The organism is Paenibacillus sp. FSL H7-0331, from assembly GCF_001956045.1.
Window position 1 is genome coordinate 21297 of sequence record NZ_MRTH01000047.1, and the last position, 25658, is coordinate 46954.

Consider the following 25658-nt stretch of genomic DNA (forward strand, 5'->3'; position numbering starts at 1 on the left):
TATAGAGGCCCCCATCCTTTGTTAAATGTGTTCAGCTTATTTCTTCATTTGTGCTTGCTTGGCAACGGTTTCCCACAAATCTTTCATCATGAAACTGCTGTCTTTGCTGTTTTTATACCACCCGATTATGAAATCGTCCATTTGTTTGCCACCCGCTTTATCCCATTCGGTCAAAACGTCCTTGTAGGCTTGATCAGCAGAATATTTATCCCCGCTTAAAACTGATTTCAACCACGTATCGGTAATTTGCTTTTTGGCCGTGTTAAATGACGTTTGCATATCCTTCGGGAAAGCTGGTATAAGTTCTTGTAGGGTAACGAAACGGTATTTTTTAGACGAATCTAGATATAAGGACTCGGCTTTGTTGAACATGTCCAGTCCGGCTTTTTGTTCTGGAATGTCAGTATTGTATTGATTTTCAAAAAACGAACACTTGCCGAGCAGCAAACGGGAATAGGATTGCGCATAGTCTCCTGCCCAGCTAACCTCAGTTTTGCTTTTATTCGGGTCAATATTTTGCGGACATCCGTTTACATCATTCTTATAGTGTGAGCCTTCCAATCCAAAAAGCAGGGTGGTTCCCGTCGAGACACGATCCATGAAGTCGATATATTTGATCGCTGCAACCGGGTCCTTTGTTTTTGCATTGATCGCCGTTGTCATTTGCACTGGACTTTGTACGTCCGGAATAAATTCACCTACTGGACTTTTTGGTAATGCTATAGGGATCACATCAGCATCTGGGACAGCCTTTTTCAAGGTTTGTATGTCGGTTACTGTCGAGTCGAACCAGCTTCCAACAAAAGTTGGGAAAATTCCCATCTTGCCATTTAAAAAGTCTTGTTTGGCCTTTGCCCCATTTTTGTCATTCACGAAGTCCTTATCGATTAGCCCCTCATCAAACAAGCGTTTTTTAAACTCGGTCGCCAATTTCGCATTTTCAAATGCACGGCTAGGTTGATCGTTGACAAGACCATACAACTCAACAGGGTTCCCGAACATCATATCGATCACATACTCGGAACGATAACTCATTGCCATTCCGTATGTGTCCTTCTTTCCGTTGCCGTCAGGGTCTTGCTCTGCAAATGCTTTTGCTACTTTATACAAATCCTCGGTCGTTTTCGGAACGTCCAGATTCAATTTTTTCAACCAATCTGCGCGGATAAAGATCGCATAACTTGGAAATGATTCCAGCACCCGTCCAATTTTGTACATATTCCCGTCGGGACTGGTCGCTACTTTCTTCAATGCGGGGTAATCCTGAAGAACCTTCTTGTATTCCACACTGTTCTTCTCGATCAGATCGTTTAGAGGCATAAGCTGCTTCTGATCGATAAGCGGATTTATGATATTCGGATCAAACTCGTTAATAACGTCAGGCGCCAATCCCGAAGCAAACAGTACATTGAATTTTTGGGCAGCATCATTGCGCGGGATTGGTACATATTTCACATTCGCTGGACCGTTTTCATTAATAAACTTGGTCCAACGGTTATTTTCTAATGTTCCTTCTGCAGCGGGAATATTTCCGCGATCATACACTGATACGGATATATCCCCTTTCTTGGCTGGAGTTGTTGATGTTGTTGAAGCATCAGAGGAAATCGGTTGTTCTGTAGCTTTCGTACTGCATGCCGTTAGAACCATTAATATTGATAATGACATAGTAAGTGATGTCGCAAACCATTTTTTCATGTTGGATAAACCCCTTTTGAATTCGTTATTTGTTTGCTTAAGCTTAGCTTATCTAATCTTTGGGAACCACATTTCCCTATGTAACACCACCTCCCCATCGCCCTCATGCTTTCTTATCCTTTCACAGAGCCGAGCATAACGCCTTTGACAAAGTATTTTTGCAAAAATGGATACACCACCAACATCGGGGTAATCATGACAATCACGCCCGCAGCTTTAATGCCTTCCTCCACTACATGAACCTGATCGTCAGGCTGCACCATCATCGTTTGCTGCAGGACGCTCTGGCTTTGAATCATTTGCTGTACAAGTACGGTTAAGTTGTGCTTATCGGTATCGTTGATGTAAATCAGCATACTCATAAAAATATTCCAGAACGCAACACCATAAAAAAGCGTTAATGTCGCGATAACAGGCATAGAAATGGGCAATACAACTTGAAGTAAAAGACGTACTTCACTGCAGCCATCCATTCGCGCCGCATCATCAATTTCAGACGGGATATTCTCGAAGTACGTGCGTAACAGCAGCATGTTATACGTACTTACTAAACCAGGTAACCAAAGAGCCCAATAGGAGTTAACCAGCCCCAAACTTTGGATAACCAGGAAAGTAGGAATAATGCCTCCCGAAAAGATCATCGTAAAGATCATTGAAAGTGTAAAGAAACGTCGTGCATAAAAGTTGGGACGCGATAAGGGATATGCGGCCATAATTGTGGTTAGCATACATAACGTAACACCTACGAACGTGATCACAACACTGTTGTTGAATGATTTGACGAGTGGTGTTCCCTTGATCAAAACATTAAACGTATCCCATGTGAAGTCGATGGGCCATAGATTTACTTTCCCGGTTTCGATGGCAGACGAACTGCTAATGGAAAGTGCAATCAAATGAAGAAGTGGAAACAAGCTTGAACAAGCAATTAAGGTTAAAACCAAATAGTTTATGGTGTAAAAGACTCTATCTCCATAGGATGCACGCATCTCGATTCCTCCTTTCTAAAATAGACCCTTTTGAAAGCGACGGGCAATCCAATTGACAGAGAGCAGCAGAATTAAAGCAATCATAGATTCAAACATTCCCATTGCTGTAGTTAAGCTAAATTGAGCACCTTGCAGTCCAACGCGATAAATATACGTGCTGATTACATCCGAAACGTCGTTCACCGCAGCATTTTGTAAGACGTAAATGGGGTCAAATCCGACTTCCATCACACGCCCCATAGAAAGAATAAAGAGCAAAATGATGGTCGGCGCAATTCCGGGAATCGTAATATGAATCATCTGTTTCCATTTATTAGCGCCATCCATGCTTGCTGACTCATACAGTGACGGGTCGATAGTCGTCATTGCCGCCAAATAGATGATCGCATTAAAGCCCATATCCTTCCATATCCCTGCACCCACAAAGATCGTGATCCATGATTTGATATTATATAAGAATGGAAACGGTTCACCCTTAAAAAGGATAATCCAATGGTTTAACCAGCTTCCTTCGATTCCAAAAATACTAAAGACGATCCCACCGACAATAATCCATGAATAAAAGTAAGGTAGATAAACGAGCGTTTGAACGATCTTCTTGAACCACATTTTTCTCACTTCATTCAAAAGAATAGCTAATAGGATCGGAAACGGAAATCCCACGAAAATATTCAGACTGCTAAGTAGAAGCGTGTTTCGGATAATTTTTAACGAATTTGTGTTATTGAAGAGCTTTTGAAAATTTTCTAATCCAACCCAAGGACTGTGAAACACCCCATCAAAAAAGTTATAATCCTTAAAAGCGATGATCAGTCCAACCATTGGTGCGTATTTGAAGATTAAGTAAAATAAAATGACGGGTATGAACATAAGGAGAAGTGGAATATTCTCCCTTAATCTCTTTGTGTCGATTCCCCTTCGGTCTATTGCTTTCATGTAACTCCCTCTTTCTTTGTAGTAACCTGCGATCCAACTGTACAACTGAAAGGTGAGGTAAAACAATCGCTCATTTTCCCCCGATCAACAAAATTCTCAAATAAAAAAGAACCGTCATCCCTGGCTTTTTCTCCAGTGAATTTCGATTCTATGCCAAGCCAAATTATATTAATCAACAAAAAACACCAATCAACAAAGTTCTCCTTTATGGATTCATATGAGTAGTCTTGCGAAAGTCTCCTGGTGTTTGACCTACCAGCTTTTTGAATGATCGAATAAACGTGTTTGGATGCAGATATCCGATTCTGACCGTAATCTCTTGTATGGAATAATCGCTATGAACCAGAAGTTCTTTAGCGTGTTCCGTACGAATTCGCGTCAAATAATCAATAAAATTTTCTCCAATTTCTTCTTTAAACGTTCGACTGATCTGTTTCATATGCACATGAAACACATCACTTAAATGTAGCAATGATAGATCCGGATTCTTGTAATGTTCCTCCATATACAATTTAATTTTACGAATCAGCATATAATTGCTGCTCATCTCGCGCAACGTCGCCACGGCTTCCGTTGTTTCTGTAAGAACACTTCTCAACATATGCTGCAGTTCGTCCAAGGAGTCCCACTCGTCTACCGCTTTTTGCAGTTTATCCTGCACGGCGTTTGTCCATATTTTTTGCACATCCGCAGGTAGGTCCGTAAACTCCTTTTGAAGAAAAAATATCATGTAGTTCATGAGATTGTCCAATTCCTTACGCGCATACAGACCCGCTCGGATGCCATCGAAAAATTGTGTGAGGCTGCCCTGCCAATCTCCTTCTCCCGTTCGTAATGAAAAGGCAATCGCGCGGATATATTCGAGCAGATCGAGCGACTGTTGCTTACCCTCAGGCTCAATCTGCCAATAACAAATCACGCTATCCTCACCCAGTGAAGGTTTGTATTGAAGTGCTTCCAAGGCTTCGACATAGGCATAATGTACAAGCTCTATGCGATCGACTCCTGATCCTATGCCGATCGTAATATTGAAATCAAGGTAGGTCTTCACCCATTGCATCATGTCATTCGCAATATCACTCACGATCTGCTCGGAGTTTCTTTCCGACGTAACTCTCGGTATCTGGTGCAGCAGGGTCAATTGATTGTTGGACGTCCATTCGGTCCATATTGTCACATTTCGCGTGGTCGCAATTTCCATTACTACACTGGATAAAACGAATTTAAGCAAATTTTGATCGTGATGTGAGTATAGACTGGCGAATTTACTGTATTTATTAATTTCGAGCACGCTAACACATAACGAGACAAAATCGCAAGGCATTCTGAGATTCTCCATCTCCCGTTGCCATTCTTCATACTTCAAGGGGCGATTCCCTTCAATCCATTCAAAAAAGAAATGCTTTCGCTTAAAAATCAAATCTTCCTCAAGCTGCTTCTGATAGGCATTTGACTGCTCCATCAAATTCAGCAAGGCGGTATCGATGAACTTAAATTCATCTTGATTGCCTTTACGGAACAATTCGGCGCTTTTTTGCTGAGAAAATAGTTGAATACGCTCGATGATCGTTTGTACAGGTTTATAGTTCCGTCGGGTAACCAAAACGATCCATAAAACGCCGATAAAAAAGAAAATTATACAAACGAATATCCAATATTTTGAGATCGCGGAGACAAGGCGAAACAAATTACCATTCGCCACACTGCTGGAAATGGTCCATTCGGAATAACTGGAGTGCAGCTCCGTCATTAGGGAATCGTTTCCATGAAAATCACGATAAATAGGCGTACCCTCACGGTCATAAAGGCTGAGATGGTTGGAATTTTCCGTCGTCAATGTTTGAACAAAGCGGGCAACCGCTTGAAGTTGCACATTAACAATGATTAGACCATCATTTCCGGAATTTAATGGGACATATCGCACTAACGAAACGAATTCGGAAGGTTCGCCTTGCTCCGTGTAACCTTTCCGGACATTTGTCCAAAGAGGATTGAGCCCAGATTGCTTCAATGCTTCTACAATCAATTGGTTATCGTTAAATGCAGCCAGCTTGGAAACGGAGTATGGCGTCTGCACCGTATCGTCCGATAGCCTGTATAAATAGATCGAATCGATGAGAGGCATTGTTGCCATAAGACTTTTCACTTTTAAAGATGACATATAGCCCGAATAATATCGATCATCGCGCAAGGCAGGATTAAAAAAACCCAATAGCGTATCATCACTGGCGATCTCATTCGTGATTGTGTTATCGATCAACTGCATCTGATTGTCAACAGATTGGAGCATTTGCTTCGTGAAAATTTTATTCGATTCGACTGCGGTTTTTCGAGACAATTCACTGAATGCCATCAACAGGATAAACATGAGGAGAGGTACAATAAAAAGAAAAATCGTTACATAGGAAAACAGGAGACGACGAAACCATGTCTTGTTCAGCGAGATATTCTTTATCATCGTGTACTCTCCCTTTCTAAAAAATATTAGTTATGATTCACGCTTTATCCCTATGCTTGATCTCCCGCTCATTATGGTACCAAAGAAATTGGGTAAAATCCATTACTTACCTGGCAATAAGGCGAATCGATTTGAAATATGTAACAACGATTTTCCGTACATTGCACAAAATAATGATAACTGTTACATTCATAGTAGGTTTCTTCAGACAAACAGGAGGCTATTACAATGTCACAAGAGCAAGTTCGGATCGAAAAGGATTTTCTGGGTTCACGCGAAGTACCAGCAGATGTCTATTATGGAATCCAAACCTTACGTGCAGTGGATAATTTCCCCATAACCGGTTACCGTATTCATGAAGAACTCATTAAAGCTATGGCTATTGTTAAGAAATCCGCCGCGCTTGCCAATATGGAAATGAAGCAATTGAACGCAAGACTTGGCGAGGTCATCGTTAGGGCTGCTGATGAAATCCTGTCAGGACAGTGGCATGATCAATTTATAGTTGACCCCATTCAAGGCGGAGCAGGAACCTCCATCAATATGAACACCAATGAGGTTATTGCAAATCGCGCATTAGAGCTGCTTGGCGAAACCAAAGGTGATTATTTTAAATTAAGCCCAAATACGCACGTGAACATGGCACAATCCACGAATGATGCTTTTCCCACAGCCATCCATATCGCGGCTCTGTCTTTAATTAATCAATTGTTGACCACGATGGAGCAATTAAAAGTAACGTTTGAAACCAAAGCCGTAGAATTTGACAGTGTGATCAAAATGGGACGCACTCATCTTCAGGACGCGGTTCCGATTCGTCTCGGTCAAGAATTTGCTGCTTACAGCAAGGTTCTGGGAAGGGATATTAAACGGATTGGACAAACGAAGGAGCATTTATACGAGGTTAATATGGGTGCAACCGCAGTGGGGACTGGCCTGAATGCCGATCCACGATATATTACAAGGTGCGCCGAGCTTCTGGCCGAAATAAGCGGCTTTCCCTTACAATCAGCTGAGCACTTAATCGACGCAACACAAAATACAGATTCCTATACAGAGGTATCTGCTGCGCTCAAAATTTGCATGATCAACATGTCCAAAATCGCCAATGATCTCCGCCTGATGGCATCTGGACCTCGTGCTGGTCTTGGTGAAATATCTCTTCCAGCCCGACAACCAGGCTCCTCCATCATGCCAGGCAAGGTCAATCCTGTCATGTGTGAGGTTGTGAACCAGGTTGCTTTCCAGGTGATTGGCAATGATCACACGATTTGCCTCGCATCCGAAGCAGGACAATTGGAGCTCAATGTGATGGAGCCGGTGCTTGTTTTTAACCTGCTGCAATCCTTAAGCATCATGAATCAGGTGCTGAAGGTGTTTAGAACGTATTGCATCGAAGGCATCGAAGCCAACATCGAGATCTGCAAGCAGTATGTGGAGAAAAGCGTCGGCATTATGACCGCTCTGAATCCGCATCTTGGATATGAAGTATCAGCCCGAATTGCACGCGAAGCTATCGTATCAGGAAAATCCGTTCGTGATTTGTGCTTGCTGTATAATGTGCTGTCGGAAGAGGACCTCAATACGATCCTTGATCCTTTTGAAATGACCAATCCGGGAATTGCCGGGGCTTCCCTGCTTCTGTCGCAGTGATCCCAGCATACACAAAAAGTGATGGTTTCCGAGTGGAATCATCACTTTTTATTTTGGGAAAACTATGCACAATGAGTACATTCATTCCAAATATTAGGAGATTTGATAATCAATCACAATAACACTTTCAATAATGCCATCCAATAATCGTACGAATTGCTGGTGCACGGGATGCGGTCCATACTGCTGCAAAGACTGCTTATCCTCAAATGTGACGCGAAGCCCCAATGTGTAACCGCGAATATTATCGGTTTCTTCGGTCACATTCACACCCGCTGTCATATCAACAACCCCCGGAATCCGACCTTTAAAGGACAACAGACTCTCCAAAAGCTGTTTTTCGTGCTCCGGTTTGTAGTTCTCGTTAAATTTAAAAGCTACGATATGCTCATACATGAACGATTCTCTCCTTTAACCCTCATTACGTGACTATAAAATCATACCATAATCCTAAGATTTGTAATAAACTTATCTTATTATTAAAGTAAATTCGGAAGGTTCGATGCTATGGATCAGCCCAGCTCCTTCATGATGACAGAAGCCTTTTCCATTGACTACACCGATAGTGGAAAGGAAAGCCGCAAACCGCTTGAGCATTTTCATGATTCTTATGAGCTCGCTTTTTTCATCCGGGCCGATATCGATATTTTTGTTAAAGATACGAAATATCGTATTCAGGATGGAGATCTGCTGCTGATCAATGCCTACGATTTGCATCGCATCTTCTATAATCCTAACCATGAATATACCCGTTATGTGATTCAGTTCAAAGAAAGCTTTATTAATGAGCTTACCCAAACACTTCAGCTCGGGCAGTTGATTCATAAGCTACAGCACCAACAAAATAAAAAAATCAGTCTGACGATCAAACAGCGAGTCAAATTGGAAGAAATTTTCCGCAATATCGTGAACCTTCGCAAAAAGCTGCAATTTCGCCATGACGACTTCACGCTGGAGCCGGCGCTAAAGCTGCACTTGCTTTTGCTGCTAATGGAATACGACAAATTAAGCGACTTACGGAGCATTCTGCGTAAATTGAACCCTACAGAGAATCAAGTGCATGACATCATCCGGTATATCGACGAGCATTATGATGAAGCTATACAGTTGGATGATCTGACAGCCCAATTTGGGAAAAGCAAATATTATATCAGTCATTTATTCCGTGAGGTGACCCGGTTTACGTTTGTCGAATATGTGCAGTATCGCAGGGTGATCGAGGCCCAAAAAAAGCTGCTGCAAACCGATAGGTCTATCATCGACATTGGTATGGAATGCGGTTTTCAAAGCTTGCAGCATTTTTATAGAGTTTTTAAGAAAATATCCAAACAAACACCCGCCGCTTACCGTAAGGAAAATAAATAATGAATTTCGTTAGTCAGCTCGCAACGAATCTCAGTCCATGACAACGGTAAACTGCTTGCCCATAGCGGAAACGGTATTGGCATCCATATAGCATACACTAAAAGCACGACGGGATTGCTCGCTTGAATTTCCTTCAGATCCGTGAACGGTCCAGTTATGAAGGAGTACCGCTTCGCCGGGCTCAAGCTCCAAATGAACGGGCTCCCCGTTTTCCACCAGCTGGCTGACCTGATCCGAAGTGATGAAGCCGGAAGGGTCCGCCGGGTTGATTAATTGATGCTGGGTTTTGGGGAATATCTTCACACACCCATTCTCTATGGTTGCCGGATCCAATGCGGTCCATACCGTAACCAATGGGTCTCGATCCAGATCGGTCCAACGATCCTGATGATAGGCCAGAACCGAGCCGTGACGCGCGGGTTTATTCATGAACATAGCACGAAAGCAGGAAATGCGCGTATCCTTCCCATACACCTTATCACATATTTCGCGAAACAACGGTTTTTGCAAATAGGTTAAGAACATTGAATCGAACTCCAGATTTTCTATCTTCCGATAGTTCAATGTGGAGCCTTTAAAGCCGAGTGTCTGACTGGATTGCTCATGCCCCTCACCGGCCTCACGCTGCATCATCAAACGATCGTAATCGCAGCCAGCTTTGCCAAGCATAATATAATCGATCTGCTGAGAAAGCGCGGCCAGCTCAAGCTCCGTAAGTACTTTGCCCAATTTAAGATACCCCTGCTCTTCAAACGTTTGCCATTGTTCATCAGTTAAAGTAACATCCATATTATTCCATTCCCCTTTAACAATAAGTTAGTCCTGCTTGAATACTTCTTATTGTAAAGGTCCATGCATCAACTATCTTCGCCAATCTTGTGCGCGGCGCGGAATTAACTTATCTTGTCATCAGACAAACAGGACTATCCTCTCAGCCACGAATTCAGCTGTTAGAAGATAGCCCTGTTATACCAACGCAACTACTGAACAACCCCGTCCCTGTTTCCTTTAAAGGATGCCCAGTCTGTCTGAACTCCTTCCAGCAGCATGATCCCGTTCAAGCTCTCCTTCAGGCTTCCATCCAGAGTTCCAATCGAAATCTTCGTTCCCTTACTAATACTTCCTGTAAATCCATTCAGCTGGCTCTTTTTCATGATCCCTTCCGTCAACACTCTTCCCGACGCTCCTGGTACAATTCGTTCCAGTGTGATGCCGACAAAGCTATCAAGAGAATCAGTGGCACTCATGAGCCGCAGCGTGGTATGGTCAGTGTCATAACGCACAGCAGCAAAGCGCGGAATGCCAACCCCTGTATGATTAGCTAAAACTAATTGCTTATCCGGCACCTGCGGATAATATTCAGAGCCTGTAACGTTGTATTCCGCCGCTCTGCCCGAAGTACCCAATACCGCATTTATTTTTCCTAAAATATAGGAATTGGGTTGAGCGGTATAGTTTTCATTAAAAATAATCGTTTTGGTCATGCCATTTTCAAAGGTTACTTGCAAGGTTTTGCTGTTGACTGTACAATCTCCCAGCCTTCTTCCCAACGTATTATTGACATCGATATTGGAGCTCAGGCCCACTTTGATGCCCGATATATCCCAGTAGCCATATAAGTAGCCACTCAGACCACCGCCTCCATCACGAGTTTGATACGCTCCCAGAAGATCCGCTACTGCATTTCCGCTAACCCTTACATACGTATTGTTCGTTACGGAGCTGCTGAACAAAGCCAGTGCTCTACCCCTATGTTCATCGGAATAGCCAATAGGTGTGCTGTAATTAAAGGTAACGTTATAATCCGCATGATTGGCATATTGATTCTCCGGTTTTTGCGTAATCCAGGGGGAATCGTCCTGAACCATATACGTCCCTACAATCTCAGTATGATTGAAAATGACTTCATCCTTGGTTCCGCTGCCTAACGATTGTATAATAATAGGCTTCATGGTTTCCGTTGATACGATTTTACTATTGTTAATAACATTGATCTGGGGTTTGGCGAAATCCTCCCGATTATGCACATACCAACCGTCCGCTTTAGATACAAAAGTGCTGCCGTAAACTGTCTCACTAACACCGCTCGCAGAACCATAACCCCAGGCATGAGAACCTACACCGCTGATCCCGCCCCATACCTTGGTTGGGTCCAGATCTGCCGTTGGCGTAACCCCGGGATGGGCCGTCACCCAGTTTTGGCGATACTCAACAGCTCCCCGATTGCCATAATGCTCGATATAAGAATTTTTCACAACATGGATAGCATCCTTATTATTGCCGCTATCTTCGCTGTGAACCGGGTATCTCATGTTTCTAGCAGTGATCGTGAGGTTCTCCAGATTGGACGTACCCTTCAACCATATCGTGGATTGGTTAGTAATCTCATTGTTCGTAGCTGAATCACTGTTCTCTCCTTTTAAGAAAACCTGATCCTTATCTGTTCCCCGAAGAGTCGTGTAGGATTTAACAACCCAGTTTTTCTCCGTGTACACACCCGGATAGATCAGAATGACATACTGTTTGTCAGGGCTGCTGTCCAGAATACTGTCATTGGCCAGTTTCGGAGAAACGAAGTCCCCGGTTCCATCAGGCTTCACGGTTAAGGTTACGATTTCATTAAACCCATCCTGAACGGTTACAGCAGAAGTAGCCGTTTTGAGACCATCCACTGTAGTAGCCGTGATATGAGCCACTCCCGCTTTTTTCCCATATACGGCACCATTCACATCCACAATAGCTACCAGCGGATTATCTGAAGTCCATGTAATCGCTCTCTCTATAGCATTAAGAGGCTGTATAGTCGCCTTCAGCTGTCCGATCTTACCCGTACCCATCTCCATTGTCGTTTTGTTCAGGCTGACACTCGAAACACGAGCCGGAATGGGATCATTGGAATAGGTTACAGGCCGGATCTCGACATCATCCAGATAGTAAGAATCCCCGAGCGCCGGAAAATCGGTATAGATATACATCGTCAAATTGGTGATATTTCCGGTCCCATTCAGCTTGAAATAGCCTTCTGCCTGCTTCCAGCTGACAGCATCCATAGCAGGTCCAGTTACCATAACCACCTGTTTGGTCACACCATCTACCTTGTACTGCAGGCAAATTCTCAGCTTCTCTCCCGTAGTGGAGCCGGATGCCAGCTTCCCCCAGGCCGAGTAATAGTATTCCTTACCATTCTCAACTCCGTTAAAAAGAATCTTACCGTAAGGATAGTCTTTAGTAACTTTGACCGACTGATGGCCGGAATGATACTCGGAGGTCGTGAGTTCTGCAACAATTCTTTCACCAGCATACTGCAGGGTACCCAATTCCATCCCTGGGTCGGTTAATAGATTATCGCCTTTTATTTTGAGCGAATTGCTGGATACATGCAAAGTTTCTGCTGCTGCGTCCCACGTAAAATTGAATCCAAACAGCTCTTTTAGATCGTCAGCTGAAATCAGCAGATCACTTTCAGTCCATACAGGAGCATGCTGCAGGTTGATAGGCGTACTTCCTCTGTAAGCCAGACTTTGTCCGTACACGACCCGAATGACACTGCCATCCTTTAAGGCGAGTATAGAGCCAGCATCATCTCGTTCCGCAGGAATGTCCGCTTTCTTCAATACCTCAGCGAGTGGCACCATCACGCTGCCATCCCTTATTTCGAGAGGAGTCACGGTTGTTGTCGGCTGCCCGTTGAGGTTCATTTTCACACCTTGAATCGGAACCTTTACCAGTCCAATCCTGTCTATGCTAAAATCACCCTTCGTTGTAATGGGATCAAGCCTGATAGCTTTTACAGCTCCTGTCCAGTTCTTGTTGCTCCACATCGGTACATAATAATCCGTATAGTTCCCGTCATTGGGATTCACATAAAAATCGACACCCATAACTTCTTTCCAAGCGGGGTCCTTTTCAGTAATAAAATAAATTTTCCCTGCCATATCGTTCGTACTGTTTTTCATACGGACATGAATATACGGGTTCTCCTCCGCCGAAATACCTAACGCATCGGGCGAAAGAATACCGGGATCGTTACCTGACGATGTGCCGGAATAATAGCCCCCTGCTATGCTGACTGCATAGACCTGCTTGGCTACAGTCCAACCCTCACTGTCTCCATTGGTATTGAAATCCCATACTTTGCTGTAATTCATACTGCCGATATCCGTAATCGGTGGAACATCTACTGATTTGGGAGGTATGACCCTGCCTTCTGGATATAAGCCTTGAATTCTTTTCTTTTGCACCTCTGTTGGCAGCACATTTGTATGTTCGCCGCCTGCCGTAAACACATTGCGGATAGCATCGAGATACCCAAATCCGTGCAGCCCAGCCGGCAATATAAAGTGACCTTCCCCATATTCATTCCAATTATCGAGCAATATCAATTTTCGACCTATGCTGTTTTGCGGTAAGGACGGGATAAAGCTGCTCTTAACCCATTGTGCGGTTGACTGAAATTCTTGAGGAGTTGAATAATACCCCATCGGTCCGCCCCATGCACGATCATCCCTTCCCATACTAATAACGGGGATCACATCCATCGAGCCAGCATCTCTCTGCTGCTCAAGCTTGAGCTTTTGCAGCGTTTCCTTCCCTGCAAATTGCCCCCACGAATACGAAAATACGGCATTCAATCCGGCGGCCTGCATTTCTTGCATCTGAGCAGCATCCGAGCCCGAGGAGATCAGGATAATAATGTCATCAAATCCGGCGCTTTGAACTGCCTGCCTCAAGTAATCCATTTCTGCTTTGACAGCTACTGCAGTGCCACCGAAATTCTGCTTCAGACTGGAATAGCTGAATATCCCAATGACAGGCTTGTTATCGATGACAACATATCTAGGATCTTTAAAATAATATTCCATCCAATACGGAACCACATTATTTCTAAAATCTTCACTTCCGCTCACTTTGGAGGACGAAGACTCCCACATAATCATAAAATCCGCTTGGTTACTGTATTTGGCGTTAAAATACCCGTCATGAAGCGACGTTCCGAGACGTGGTTCCTTGAACGGTTTTCCCTCTGATCCCGTCGGTCTGTACCAGCAATACATCTGGTAGTCCACTCCATGCTCCACCATCCATTTGATTTCCCAGTCCGCTTCTTCCGGACTTCCCTCGTCATAAAATCCGAGCAGCGGCACTCGCTCCGGGTATGGATTAATTCGATCCCAGCCCAGATGCTGCCCTTCTCTCCACATGGAGCAGGCTTGCGCGCCTACTAATGCATCCCCTTCCTTATTCACCTGGACAGGTGCGGGAACATAATCCTGCGGCTCTTCAGCCTCCTGGTACAGCAAAATATCGTCCAAGGACATGCTTCCTTTATTAGAGGCTGCTATGGAAAAGTTGATCAAATTCACGCTGTTCGCCGGAATATCCAGCTGCTCTACTTTCAATTTACCATTCAGGTAAAGGTCTGCTTTTCCTGTAACCGTATTCATTTTTAGCTTTACATGATACCAAAGGTTGGGAATATAATCGTAAAAAGCTACATCTTGCCCGCTAGCATTTGTATAAGCAAATTTCCCATCCTTTGTAAGCCATTGGAAGGCCGTTGAAGCTCCATTCTTTAATGCCATCGAGAAACCATCCATCTTGGCCGGCATGAATACCTTGTACTCAACAACCAGATGTCCCGTCTGAGATGGAAACGATTTTCCTATGCTCATCTCTGCGTCCGCATTGGCGGCATTCATTTTCAGGCTGAATACATCCGGCGCCTTGGAATTATTCGTTTTTTCAACGACAACAGCTCCACCATGAAGCTGTGAGCTCCAGTCCTCTGGAATCGGCCCTTCAACGGTGGAGATAAACTTTTCGTTAATGACATACCCTTTATGAAGCTTTACCGGTGCAAAAAAAATTTCGCCCGTTGTCACATCACCCGTTGTCACATGGAAATTGTCAATAAGCGCTACTTGGTGAGTAAAGCTTTGTTCAGATGCTTTTAATGTGCCGTTGACATAAACCTGTACTTTGTTTTCATCCAGATTTGCAATCAATTTAACCCCATATTCGACATTGGCTGTTAGTGCCTGGAGTTGATACTCGTTATTACCGGCTTCCAGAACCAGATTACCATCCTTTACGAACAGGCTGACCCCTTCAATTTCACCACTGCGAAGCTGCCACTTTACTCCATTCATAATCGAAGGCATTTTAAATCTATATTCCAGGGTGATGCTACCGGAATGCTGCTCACGAATTTTTTTGGTCATGGATACCGGAAGCAAATTACTGGTGTCACTGATTTTAAACCAGTTGTTGTAGCTGTAGGATAACGAACCACCGGCTTTTCTTACATCCCAACCGCTAGCCACGATATCGTTGGAGTCATAGGATGTAGCCAGAATGGAAAAATCCTCATCCAGTACGTATTCCGCCTTTTCAGGCGAAGCAACCGTTTCTGCATTAGCTGTATTCGTGCCCCATTGACTTACTACGACTATAGACAACATGCCTAGAATGAGAAGAAATCCAAACAATCTTCGCTTATTACCCATATACGGCGTACCCCTTTCATTAGTGAAGTCGCTTTATTGGTTTATTGGATTCTTGTGGCAGAATAGCCCAGGAAACCTGCTCACGGGCTTCCTGGGTAAGATCATGCGTGCTGATTCCTCTATCCGTGCAACGATTACTTCTTAGCCAGAAATTGATAAATGTCCTTGGTCAGAAAAGCATTCTTTTTGTTCTGCTCATACCATTTGGCATACCAATCTACGGTCTGGTTTTGTCCAATCTTCTGCTTCAAGCTCTTGAGATCGTTCATCGCTTGATCAACCGAAAAGCTACCTCCACTAACTACGGTCTTGGCAATAAGATCCTTGCTTTGCTGGGTCCAATCGTTATTGATTTTCAACAAGTCAGCCGGAAGCGTCGGCATATGCTCGGCATGTGTCAATGTGTACAGCGGCACAGCAGGATTTTCGTACATGTCCCGTGTTTCATTTCTGATTTTGTACCATTCCTCGGCATTCGGAATATTTTTATCAACAACAGGCACGTTACATATCTCTTTGGAATCAATCGTTGTCGATACCATGTACAAGTCCGTGTTATAGCCGATTTCAGCTTTACGGACATCTGGATTGATCGGTCTTGGACATCCCAGCTCGTCATTTTTCCAATGTACGTTTTCCGTGCCGAATTTCAACATTTTCCATGTCGACTCAGCCAGCATGAAGTCAATCGTTTTCACCGCAGCTGCTGGATCCTTGGCACCCGCATAAACCACCGTCGTCATCTGAAGCGGATTTAACATACGGATCGTGTATTGTCCGAACTCTGTCTTCGGCAGCAGCATCGGAGCAATCGTCGCCTCTTTATTGGTGCTGCGTAGCGCCGTTAATACATCAACGTTCGCATTGTCTGCCACATAGATGCCGAGCTTACCTGACAAAAAGTCTTTTTTGGCCTTCTCACCGTTTTTGTCCGTCAAATAATCACGATCAACAACACCTTCGTCGAACAGTCGTTTCTTGAAGGAAACAGCTGCTTTCATTCTCGCATCGTCTTCGACCAGCTTGTCATCTTTGATAAACATCGTATTGCCATGCATAGCATCAATCGCTTCATCCCCAAGATAGGCGAGTGAATAGCCGTAGGTGTCCTTCTTCCCATTGCCGTCCGGATCCTGCTCTGTGAACGCTTTCGCTACTTTCAGCAGATCCTCTGGCGTTTGCGGGATAGGCAACGAAAGCTTTTTCAGCCAGTCGGTGCGGATGAATACGGCTACCTGCACGGTGCTTGGAATAACCCGCCCTATCTCATACAATTTGCCGTCAGGCTTTGTACCGATCTGGCGCATAATCGGATACTTCTCCAGCATTTTGCTGTAGTTCGGCGCATATTGCTTGATCAGATCCCCCAGCGGCAGCAGCTGCTTCTGACTATACAGCTGATCCCGATAAGCCGTCTCAAATTCGTTGATCACGTCCGGTGCTTCACCTGAAGCAAACAGTGTATTAAACTTCTGCTTCGATTCAAACCTTGGAACAGGGATAAAATCAACATCCGCTGGTCCGTTTTCGTTAATCCATTTCGTCCAACGGTTATTCGTAATTGTTCCTTCTGCTGGCGGGGTATTGCCACGGTCGTACAGGGACATCTTGATCTTGCCCCGTTTCTCTGGTGCTGCCGACGCTCCCTCTTTGGCTGGCGCTACGGTGGCTTTGCCTCCTTCCTCGCTCGATTTACTGCAAGCAGCAAGCAGCATCCCCGCCGCCAGTACAGCTGTCATGGTCATAAACGTACTTTTCTTCATGTTTCCCGCCATTTGTTTTCCCCCATTTGTTAGTAATGAATCTCTTTTGCATCCGTACTTATCTCTTCATCCTTCTTACTGGAATCGTAAGATTTATCCTTTGATCGCACCAAGCATGACACCTTTTACAAAATACTTTTGCAATAACGGGTATACGATCAACATCGGCAGCGTCATGATTACAATGCCTCCAGCTTTCACAGCCTCAGGTGACATATTCTCCAAATCTTCCGGCTGCAAAGCAATCGCCTGCATCAACATACTCTGACTCTGCACCATCTGCTGAACGAATACGGTCAAATTCATCTTCTCCGCATCGTTGATGAATATGAGAACGCTCAGAAAGGAGTTCCAATAGCCGACAGCCAGAAATAGACAAATCGTCGCAATAACAGGTAAAGATAACGGAAGCACAATTTGTACAAGCAGCCGCCATTCACCGCAGCCGTCCATGCGAGCAGACTCCTCGATCTCGACGGGAATCCCTTCGAAATGGGTCCGCATGATCAGCAGATTATATGCTCCGACCAGCCCGGGGAGCCATAGCGACCAGTAGGTGTTGATCAGACCCAAACTTTTCATCAGTAGAAAGAAGGGAATCAGCCCACCGCTGAACATCATCGTAAACACCATGGCCAGCGTAATCCATTTTCGACCGTAGCAGTATGTACGTGACAAAGCATAAGCGGCAAGCGTAGTGCACAGCAAGCTTAAAATCGTTCCTCCGACCGTGATCTGCAAGCTGTTCAGAAACGAGGGGATGACTCTGGAGCCGAGAAATAATGTTTTATAAGCTTCCAGATTGAAATGGATCGGCCATAACCAGACGAACCCTGAAGAGATGGCCGCCGAATCACTGAACGAAACTGCGATAATGTTAATTAACGGAATGAGACAGCTGACGGCCGCCAGCAGCAGAATGATGTGTACACAGGCTTTAAACCATTTCTCCGCGTAAGTCTCTCTCACATTCCCACTTCCTTTCATGCCGGATTACCATAGGCTCTGGTTGAATTTACGGGCAATACTGTTTGCGGACAACACCAGCACGAAGCCTACCAGTGACTCGAACAAACCCATCGCAGCGGGAACACCGAACTCGCCCCCCTGAATTCCCGTCTTGAACGTGTACGTGCTGATGACTTCGGAAATATCGGCAACAACCCGATTCTGCATTACATAAATGTGGTCAAAGCCGACCTCCATCACACGGCCAATCCCAAGGATCAGCAGCAAAATGATCGTGGGTCGAATGCCTGGAAGCGAGACATGCCACACCTGCCTCCATTTGCCTGCACCATCGATTGCGGTTGATTCGTACAAGCTCGGGTCAATCGTCGTAAGCGCCGCCAAATAAATGATTGCCGAAAAGCCGGCCTCTTTCCATATCCCTGAGCTGAGATACACAGCGATCCAGGTGAACGGCTTGTAGAGAAAGGGATACCGTTCGCCAATCAGCTTATCCAGAATGTCGTTCACCATACCGGAATCTTGTGAAAATAAGGTAATAAAGATGCCTCCGACAATAACCCATGAGAGGAAATGGGGCAAGTACAGCAGGGTTTGCACCATTTTCTTAAACCACATCTTTCGAACCTCGTTCAGCATCAACGCAACCATGATCGGAAATGGGAACCCGATAAAGCTAAGTAAACTTAGCACAAACGTATTACGGATGATTTTCCAGCCTTGCGGGTTGTTAAACAAATAATCAAAATGCTTGAAGCCGACCCATGGACTTCCCCAGATTCCATCCCAAAAGCTATAATCCTTGAAAGCAAGGACGATCCCGCCCATCGGCGCGTACTTGAATATGACGAAACATAAAATGGCTGGAGCGAGCATGATGTACAGCGGAATATTTTGCTTCAAGTACTTGTGGTTCCGCTTCTTCTTCGTATCTCTTGTTCCGACCGACATGTCCAAAGCGGTTTGTTTGGATGATACTCGCATGAGACTTCACCTCCTATGTTGCCCTGCTGAGCGTAGTATCGGGTTGTCATCGTTTCTATTCCGATCACAATTACACCTTACACCGAAGGTTGCTGACACGGCAATTCACACATTTACACTCCATGCACAACTTCAACAATCCGCATCAGGCCTGGGTTTATACCTGTCTTATCATGTGAGGTTTGACATCAGTCCTCATCCACAAACAAAAAAACAACCGGTCAAGCAGAGAGTTTGCTGATTTCTCCCTGATCCGGTCGTTGACATCATTGTACGATTATAATTGCCGGAACTCCTTGCGGTAATCGCCAGGCGTTCGACCTACTAGTTTCTTGAATACACGGATGAATGAAAACGTATGCGTATAGCCAACTCGCTCTCCGATGTCCTGTATCGGCGCCGAGGTTTCGACCAGCAATTGCTTGGCTTGCTCAATGCGCAGGCTGGCCAAATAATCAATAAATTTCTCACCGAATTCTTCCTTAAACAAGCGGCTTAAATAATTCGGAGTCAGCTTAAACTTCTCACTCAGCATGACAAGCGAAAAGTCGGAATTGTTGAACTCGTTCTCTATATACGTTTTCATTTGATCAATCAACTCATGCTGGCTGCGCTGCGCGCGAAGCTCGTCCAACCTCTTTCGGGCGTCCTCCAATATACGATGCAGCTCTGCCTCCAATTCTTCCACGGTGTCAAAGGTCGTAATCCATTCGTTGATTGGATTCATCGCATATTCTCGCCAGCATTCCAAATATTCCGCCGATAATCCCGACATTTCCTTGTAAAAGTGAAATAACAAATAATTCATCAAATTGGCAACCTGCTCGCGTGAAAAGAGCTGAATGCGAATTTCCGCAAACAAAGAGCTATAATGGCGCTGCCATTCGGGTTCACCAAGTCTGTAAAAGTGGACCAGCTCACGAATATACGGTAGAGACCTGAATATTTCCTCGCCCGTCTTGCTATCGATATCCGTGAATGCAATGACACTGCCGGTTCCGAATGTCGGCTTATAGCCAAGAGCTTCCAATGCTTCCTCATATGAGCTGGATACCCTATGAATGCCCGACACCTGCGTACCCAGTCCGCATGTAATTGTAATTTCTACATTTTTACCGATCCAATCTACCGTTTTGCGCATGATGTCCAAGAATGTATCGGCGGCTGTGGTCTCATCGGACAATTGACAAACAATACATAGCCTGTGCTTCTCAATCCATTCTGGACAGATCAGGAGGCCTGTGCTGTTATTCAGCTCCTGAACGACATTATCAATGATGAATTTAATCAAATATTGATCCTTATTATTGTAAGTGGACGTAAAAGAAGCATACTTGTCGATCTCGATAATGGCCACTATATATTGATCGTACGATTCCTGAAATCCGAATTGTAAATACTCCTTTTCCCGGACCCCTTCCTGCCTGAGCAGCGTCCCGGTCAGCAGCTCTTCAAATAAATATCGACGACGGTAGTTGAAGTTCTCATCATTCTCGATCCGATACTTACCGAATTGCTCCAGCAGATGATCCAGCAAATTGTCGATAATTTTGAATTCATCATGCTTGACCTGACCCAGTATATGCGGTTTCTGTAGTGGAACCGATGAAAGCCGATCCAGAAGCGACTGAATCGGCTTGTAGTTCTGCAGACTCGCATATATGATCCATATAGCGCCAGCGAGCACTGTAATGACCCCGATGACCAACCAAAATACATTCAGGTTCGATAGAAAACGAAAAGCGACGCCGTCGACAAATCCGCTTCGGATCGTCCAACCTGTGTATTCCGATTTCATTACAGTAAAATCTTTCCGGTCAACTCCGTCTTTTCCCTCGAATGTGTCACCATCCCCAATGATGTATTCTCCATTCGTATCCAACAGATGAACATAACTCAATTTGGAGCGGGATACATTACTGACAAGCGTTGAGAGCGTGTTTATTTTTATGTTAGCAACCAGTATTCCGTCTGTACCAAGTGGCAATGGCATTCGCTTAACCAAGGACACGACAGGCGTGGTTATATCGTTGTTGTCGATATACTCGCGACCGATGCTCCAACGATTGTCAGCAGAAGCGGCTAATAAAGCTTTCAAATATTGGCTATTGGCGAATTGATCAAGTGGCATCATGGACGTATTGCTTAAAACAATCTGATCACGGTTACGATACAAATAAACCGAATCAATCTCGCTAAAGCTCTCGCGCATCAGGATCAATTTTTTGTACACGTCGCGGTCATTGAGATAACGATTGGGACTGGATGGAGATACACTATAAAAGTCGATGACGGACTGGTCATCGAGAAAAGTCTGCACAATATATTGTTCAACCGATCGCAGCTTGGAATCGACATATTGCATCGTATTTTCAGCATAGATCTCGTTCGCCTTCAGCGCCTGCTGCTTGGACAATTCACTCGTGATAACAAAAAATATGCACAGCAGCACGATAATGACCAGAATGAAAACGGGAAGATAAGCAAATACAAGACGGTTTCCCCACTTGTTCCTCATGTAAATTTCACCCTTTCATTGTTCAAAGTACAACGATTCGGGCGGGCAAGTCAATGCTCAATAAGGTGAATCATGCACAATTAGAAGAATACAGGTTGTAACAGTCCCCGTCTTTCCTCACCTTGCTCAAGATAGCAGCTATGCTCTGCGATGTCTTCTTTTGATCGATATCACGATTAACGCCATCATCACAATACCGCCAACAAAGCCGCCCAGATGGGCATAGATATCGATGTTGGGAACGAACAGCGAGTTCGCGAACCCAATTCCTACAATAACGAGAAGCGTCTGCTTGGTCTGGTAATCGATAATGTCCTTTCGAAATATCGCCAAAAATAAAAATGCAGCATATATCCCGTAAATCGCTCCCGATGCACCTGCCGAGACAAAATAATCCTTGTGCAGCCACATACTGAATATATTTCCTGTAATACCACATACGATATAAGTCAGCAGGTATCTCCATTTACCGAGCATGCGCTCCAGCGGCGCTGCAAACACATAGAGAGCAAAGCTGTTAAAGAACAGATGCGCAAACCCGATATGAATAAACATCGCAGCTGCATAACGCCAAACCTCCGCCTTCATATTCGGCAAATCAAATATGGCACCGAATTGCAGTAAGGTTACGTTCGGGTTCTGGGATAAGCTGAATATCTCCATAAGTCCCCACACCACGATATTCACAAGAATCAATAGAGCTGTGATCGGATACAGGGTGATATATTCCTTTAAACTTTCTCTTCGTGCGAACATGGACTCACTTCCTCTCGCTTTTGCTACATGCTGAATCTTTGTCGGTAACCGCACTTTCTGCACAACTCTTCCACGACTTCTCTTCGGGAAAAACCGTTATACAAATTGTTGGCACGTTCTCCCTCTACAATCTCGGAGAAAGGGGTCTGATTAATGTTGCCCAAATTGATAACACCTTCTCCGTCGAGACAGCAAGGTACCACCGTACCATCTACCAGAATCGCAGCCTGATTGCGCAGCGCATGACAGAAGCCCTTGCCCTCATCCTCAGCTTCCTTTAAATCCGGCCATTGAAATTCATGATCCTGATTCAAATAAATTTGCTTTGCAATTTTCAGTCCGCTGCCGCGCACAAATTTCTCTTCGATTTTGAAATCAAGTTCAAATGCTTTTTCAATCATTTCAAGAATTTCGCGATTTCGGCTTCTTTCGAGGTTAGTGGTATTGTCCGTATCCAAATTCCACAGCCTCAGTGAAACCAATAATGGGGTCGTAGCGACCGCTTCCTTCACGAAATCCAAAATATTCATAATATAGGCTTCCTTATTTGTCGAGCCTTCATGCCCGTCAAAGCTGTGTAACGAAAAATTCATCTGTCTAAGCGCAGGCTTGGGCAAAATTTTATGTTTGTTTTTGGTGATCAAGGTGCCATTGGTCGTAATATTGACCTTGAAGCCTCGCTCATGGCTCAGATCCAGCAGTTCATCGATCCGGGGATGAAGCAAAGGCTCACCTTTTACATGAAAATAAATATAATCCGTGTGCGGCTTAATTTCATCAAGAATTTTAGTGAACGCATCTATTTTAATAAAATTCGATTGTCGCTTCGTTTGCGGGCAAAAGGTACAGGCCAAGTTGCACACGCTCGTAATTTCGATATAAGTCTTTTTAAATTTCTTCATCTGCTATCACTCCATTTCTATTAAAAGCTTTGTTCACATTGGCATAACAAAAAGCCTGCAATGAGTCACAAGTATGCTCATGCAGACTTTCCATCATTTTAAATATAGCACAGGATGGGGCCGGATGACAGTCTATGTCAATAGTCTCCTCGTATGTTTGAAGTCTATTAGATCCACTATATTCCCTCTTCTGTACTTTCCTCTGCCGCTCCCGCAGCAATTTGATCGGCAGCCCGAAAGGACAATACCGTAATATCATCACGCTGTCTTTCATCGCCCATATACGTTTCCAGCTCATGAAGGAACGATTCCTTCTGTTCCATCAGGGACAAATTCCCGTAACGAACGATCATTTCCGCGAATCGTTTTTTACCGAATGAATAATCGCGTTCACCGCCATTTTGATCGAAGAAGCCGTCCGTAGTCATATAATAACGAGCCTCACCTTCTGGCATCATATGGTTTGTATATTCATAATCGGAAGGGGTTTTACGATAACCCACGCTTCTGCGGTTGCCCTTCCATGATTGCAATACCCCATCCTCATCCACGCGATGCAAGGTGCAGGAGGCCCCTGCGAATATGACACTATTCGGTTCAATGGCACAAATCCCGATATCCAGCCCGTCATCAGTCACACCTTCATGCCCATCCTGACCGAGTGTTTCTTTCAACAAGCGATTCAATTGACTCAAAATCGATGCTGGGTCCTCTATCTCACCGCTATCTGCAATACGGTTGAGTGCGGATACAGCCAAAAGTGTCATGAATGCGCCTGGAACACCATGACCTGTACAGTCACCAACAGCTACAAGCGTCCGTTCTCCGAATTGCTTCGACCAGTAAAAGTCACCGCCTACGACATCCCGCGGCCGCCAAATAACAAAATGCTCATTAAACAATACCTTTAACTGCTGCTCCTTCGGTAAAACGGACTCCTGCAGCAGCTTGGCGTAATTAATGCTGTCCAGTATTTCCTGATTGCGCTCGTACAATTCCTTCGTGCGCTCCATCACCTGCTTCTCCAGCTCCTGATTCAGCAGAATCGCCCGTTTATAAGGATTGGCCAGCTTGCGGGATATATAATAGAAGAAGAACACAATCGAAACCATAGAAACGGCCACGGCCAGAACCGTATTCCATTTAATCGTCCGCAGAAAAGAAACCGTCTCATTACGTTCGACCTCAACAAGCAGATGAAGATCCGTCGATTTCAATGGGTAACTGATCAGATCCATCCGCTCACCCGATTTGGAATCATATTCAAAAATTCGCGTCGTTGTATCAAACTGCTTGAGCACGTCGCTTGAGGCTGAGTCGATCATCACATCTCGGATATTTTTGCCATTATGCTCATACACATCGGATAAATAAATCGATCCCTTGCTATCGATCAGCCACAGATTGATACCCTTACCATCCTTGTAGGAAGCAAAATTATTGGACAACTCATGAAGATTAATCCCTACACCCACAACCGCCAGGGGCGCGTCCACCGGACCCGCTAATGCGTTCACGAATGCAAAGGTATCCTTAAGCTCATTATTGTAATCAAAGTTTATCGAGGAGGCCTTCTTGAGTGCGATGGAATCAAAGAACCAGCTATCATCAGGATCTTGCTCGCTTATCGTATCAATAATCTTTCCATTTTCATCCCAGTAATGCCTTGATTTCGTGCTTGCTATAAAAGTCGTGCTGTAGCCCAGGTTTTGATGCAAATAATTCGTTTTTTGGTGAACCATGGCCTCGAGCGTCGCATTGTTCTCCCCATCCTGCAGCCATTTCAATAGAGTAGGATCGTTGGCAAACACCAAAGAGGTTTCGATTTCCTTATCAATCCTTGCATCTACCTTGGACGAGATGGACTCGGCAATCGTTTCGAGATCACGGCTTTTCAACTTTTTGACGACTTCGTTTTCCGTAAAGAAATACACAAATGTGCCGATTAGCACAATCGAAAACACGATCAATACACTAGCCAATATCATGACCTTCGTTACTCCCGAATCGAAGGCAGGTTTGGCTTTCAAATTTGTCTCTGGTTTGAATACATTCGACATCCGTACACCCCTATTTAAAAGCTTTAGACATCCTCGCAGCCGATTCTTACATTCATTGAATGATATTCGTCGGTAGAGCTGCTCCAGCACGTGTGCGTCAG

At 44.5% G+C, this 25658-nt stretch carries 16 protein-coding genes; 2 read left to right on the plus strand and 14 right to left on the minus strand.

Translation table 11 applies throughout. From position 1 onward, the window contains the following. Positions 1-36: 36 nt before the first annotated feature. The 4 genes from BK127_RS36495 to BK127_RS36515 all read right to left on the minus strand — a co-directional run bounded on the left by BK127_RS36495 (position 37) and on the right by BK127_RS36515 (position 6081). Complete coding sequence (locus BK127_RS36495; protein ID WP_076237615.1) at positions 37-1698, minus strand: extracellular solute-binding protein; 1662 nt, start codon at positions 1696-1698, stop codon at positions 37-39. A 113-nt stretch (positions 1699-1811) separates the two neighbouring features. Next, entirely contained in the window at positions 1812-2687 is an 876-nt protein-coding gene (locus BK127_RS36500; protein ID WP_076237616.1) for a carbohydrate ABC transporter permease, read from the minus strand. Positions 2688-2702: 15 nt separating this feature from the next. Beyond that, the gene (locus tag BK127_RS36505) at positions 2703-3623 is read right to left on the minus strand and encodes an ABC transporter permease (protein WP_076237617.1); all 921 of its coding nucleotides are present in this window, start codon (positions 3621-3623) and stop codon (positions 2703-2705) included. Between the two features lie 205 nt (positions 3624-3828). Then, the gene (locus BK127_RS36515; RefSeq protein WP_076237619.1) at positions 3829-6081 is read right to left on the minus strand and encodes an AraC family transcriptional regulator; all 2253 of its coding nucleotides are present in this window, start codon (positions 6079-6081) and stop codon (positions 3829-3831) included. 228 nt (positions 6082-6309) lie between these two features. Between BK127_RS36515 and aspA the strand changes: the two genes are divergently transcribed. After that, on the plus strand, positions 6310-7734 hold the full coding sequence (gene aspA, locus BK127_RS36520; protein WP_076237620.1) for an aspartate ammonia-lyase: 1425 nt from the start codon (positions 6310-6312) through the stop codon (positions 7732-7734). Positions 7735-7827: 93 nt separating this feature from the next. On the opposite strand, the gene BK127_RS36525 is transcribed toward aspA, so the two are convergent. After that, a complete protein-coding gene (locus BK127_RS36525; protein WP_076237621.1) occupies positions 7828-8130 on the minus strand; it encodes a Dabb family protein in 303 nt (100 codons plus the stop codon). 111 nt (positions 8131-8241) lie between these two features. Between BK127_RS36525 and BK127_RS36530 the strand changes: the two genes are divergently transcribed. After that, positions 8242-9099: an AraC family transcriptional regulator gene (locus BK127_RS36530; RefSeq protein WP_076237622.1), complete on the plus strand. Its 858-nt coding sequence runs from the start codon at positions 8242-8244 to the stop codon at positions 9097-9099. Between the two features lie 30 nt (positions 9100-9129). Here BK127_RS36530 and BK127_RS36535 read toward each other — a convergent pair whose 3' ends face one another. The 9 genes from BK127_RS36535 to BK127_RS36575 all read right to left on the minus strand — a co-directional run bounded on the left by BK127_RS36535 (position 9130) and on the right by BK127_RS36575 (position 25557). Then, complete coding sequence (locus BK127_RS36535; RefSeq protein ID WP_076237623.1) at positions 9130-9888, minus strand: phytanoyl-CoA dioxygenase family protein; 759 nt, start codon at positions 9886-9888, stop codon at positions 9130-9132. A 191-nt stretch (positions 9889-10079) separates the two neighbouring features. After that, on the minus strand, positions 10080-15605 hold the full coding sequence (locus BK127_RS36540; protein WP_076237624.1) for a glycoside hydrolase family 99-like domain-containing protein: 5526 nt from the start codon (positions 15603-15605) through the stop codon (positions 10080-10082). A gap of 134 nt (positions 15606-15739) precedes the next feature. After that, positions 15740-17380 (minus strand): extracellular solute-binding protein, encoded by a 1641-nt coding sequence (locus BK127_RS36545; protein ID WP_083689861.1) that lies wholly within the window; start codon positions 17378-17380, stop codon positions 15740-15742. Positions 17381-17461: 81 nt separating this feature from the next. Then, on the minus strand, positions 17462-18337 hold the full coding sequence (locus BK127_RS36550; protein ID WP_076237625.1) for a carbohydrate ABC transporter permease: 876 nt from the start codon (positions 18335-18337) through the stop codon (positions 17462-17464). Positions 18338-18361: 24 nt separating this feature from the next. Continuing rightward, on the minus strand, positions 18362-19321 hold the full coding sequence (locus BK127_RS36555) for an ABC transporter permease (RefSeq protein ID WP_083689862.1): 960 nt from the start codon (positions 19319-19321) through the stop codon (positions 18362-18364). A gap of 277 nt (positions 19322-19598) precedes the next feature. Next, positions 19599-21839 carry a helix-turn-helix domain-containing protein gene (locus BK127_RS36560; RefSeq protein WP_076237626.1) on the minus strand — a complete coding sequence of 747 codons (2241 nt, stop codon included), beginning with the start codon at positions 21837-21839 and terminating at the stop codon, positions 19599-19601. A 138-nt stretch (positions 21840-21977) separates the two neighbouring features. Further along, the gene (locus BK127_RS36565) at positions 21978-22595 is read right to left on the minus strand and encodes a rhomboid family intramembrane serine protease (RefSeq protein WP_076237627.1); all 618 of its coding nucleotides are present in this window, start codon (positions 22593-22595) and stop codon (positions 21978-21980) included. 23 nt (positions 22596-22618) lie between these two features. After that, a complete protein-coding gene (locus BK127_RS36570; RefSeq protein WP_076237628.1) occupies positions 22619-23497 on the minus strand; it encodes a radical SAM/SPASM domain-containing protein in 879 nt (292 codons plus the stop codon). A gap of 176 nt (positions 23498-23673) precedes the next feature. After that, positions 23674-25557 (minus strand): SpoIIE family protein phosphatase, encoded by a 1884-nt coding sequence (locus tag BK127_RS36575; RefSeq protein ID WP_076237629.1) that lies wholly within the window; start codon positions 25555-25557, stop codon positions 23674-23676. Positions 25558-25658 lie beyond the last annotated feature (101 nt).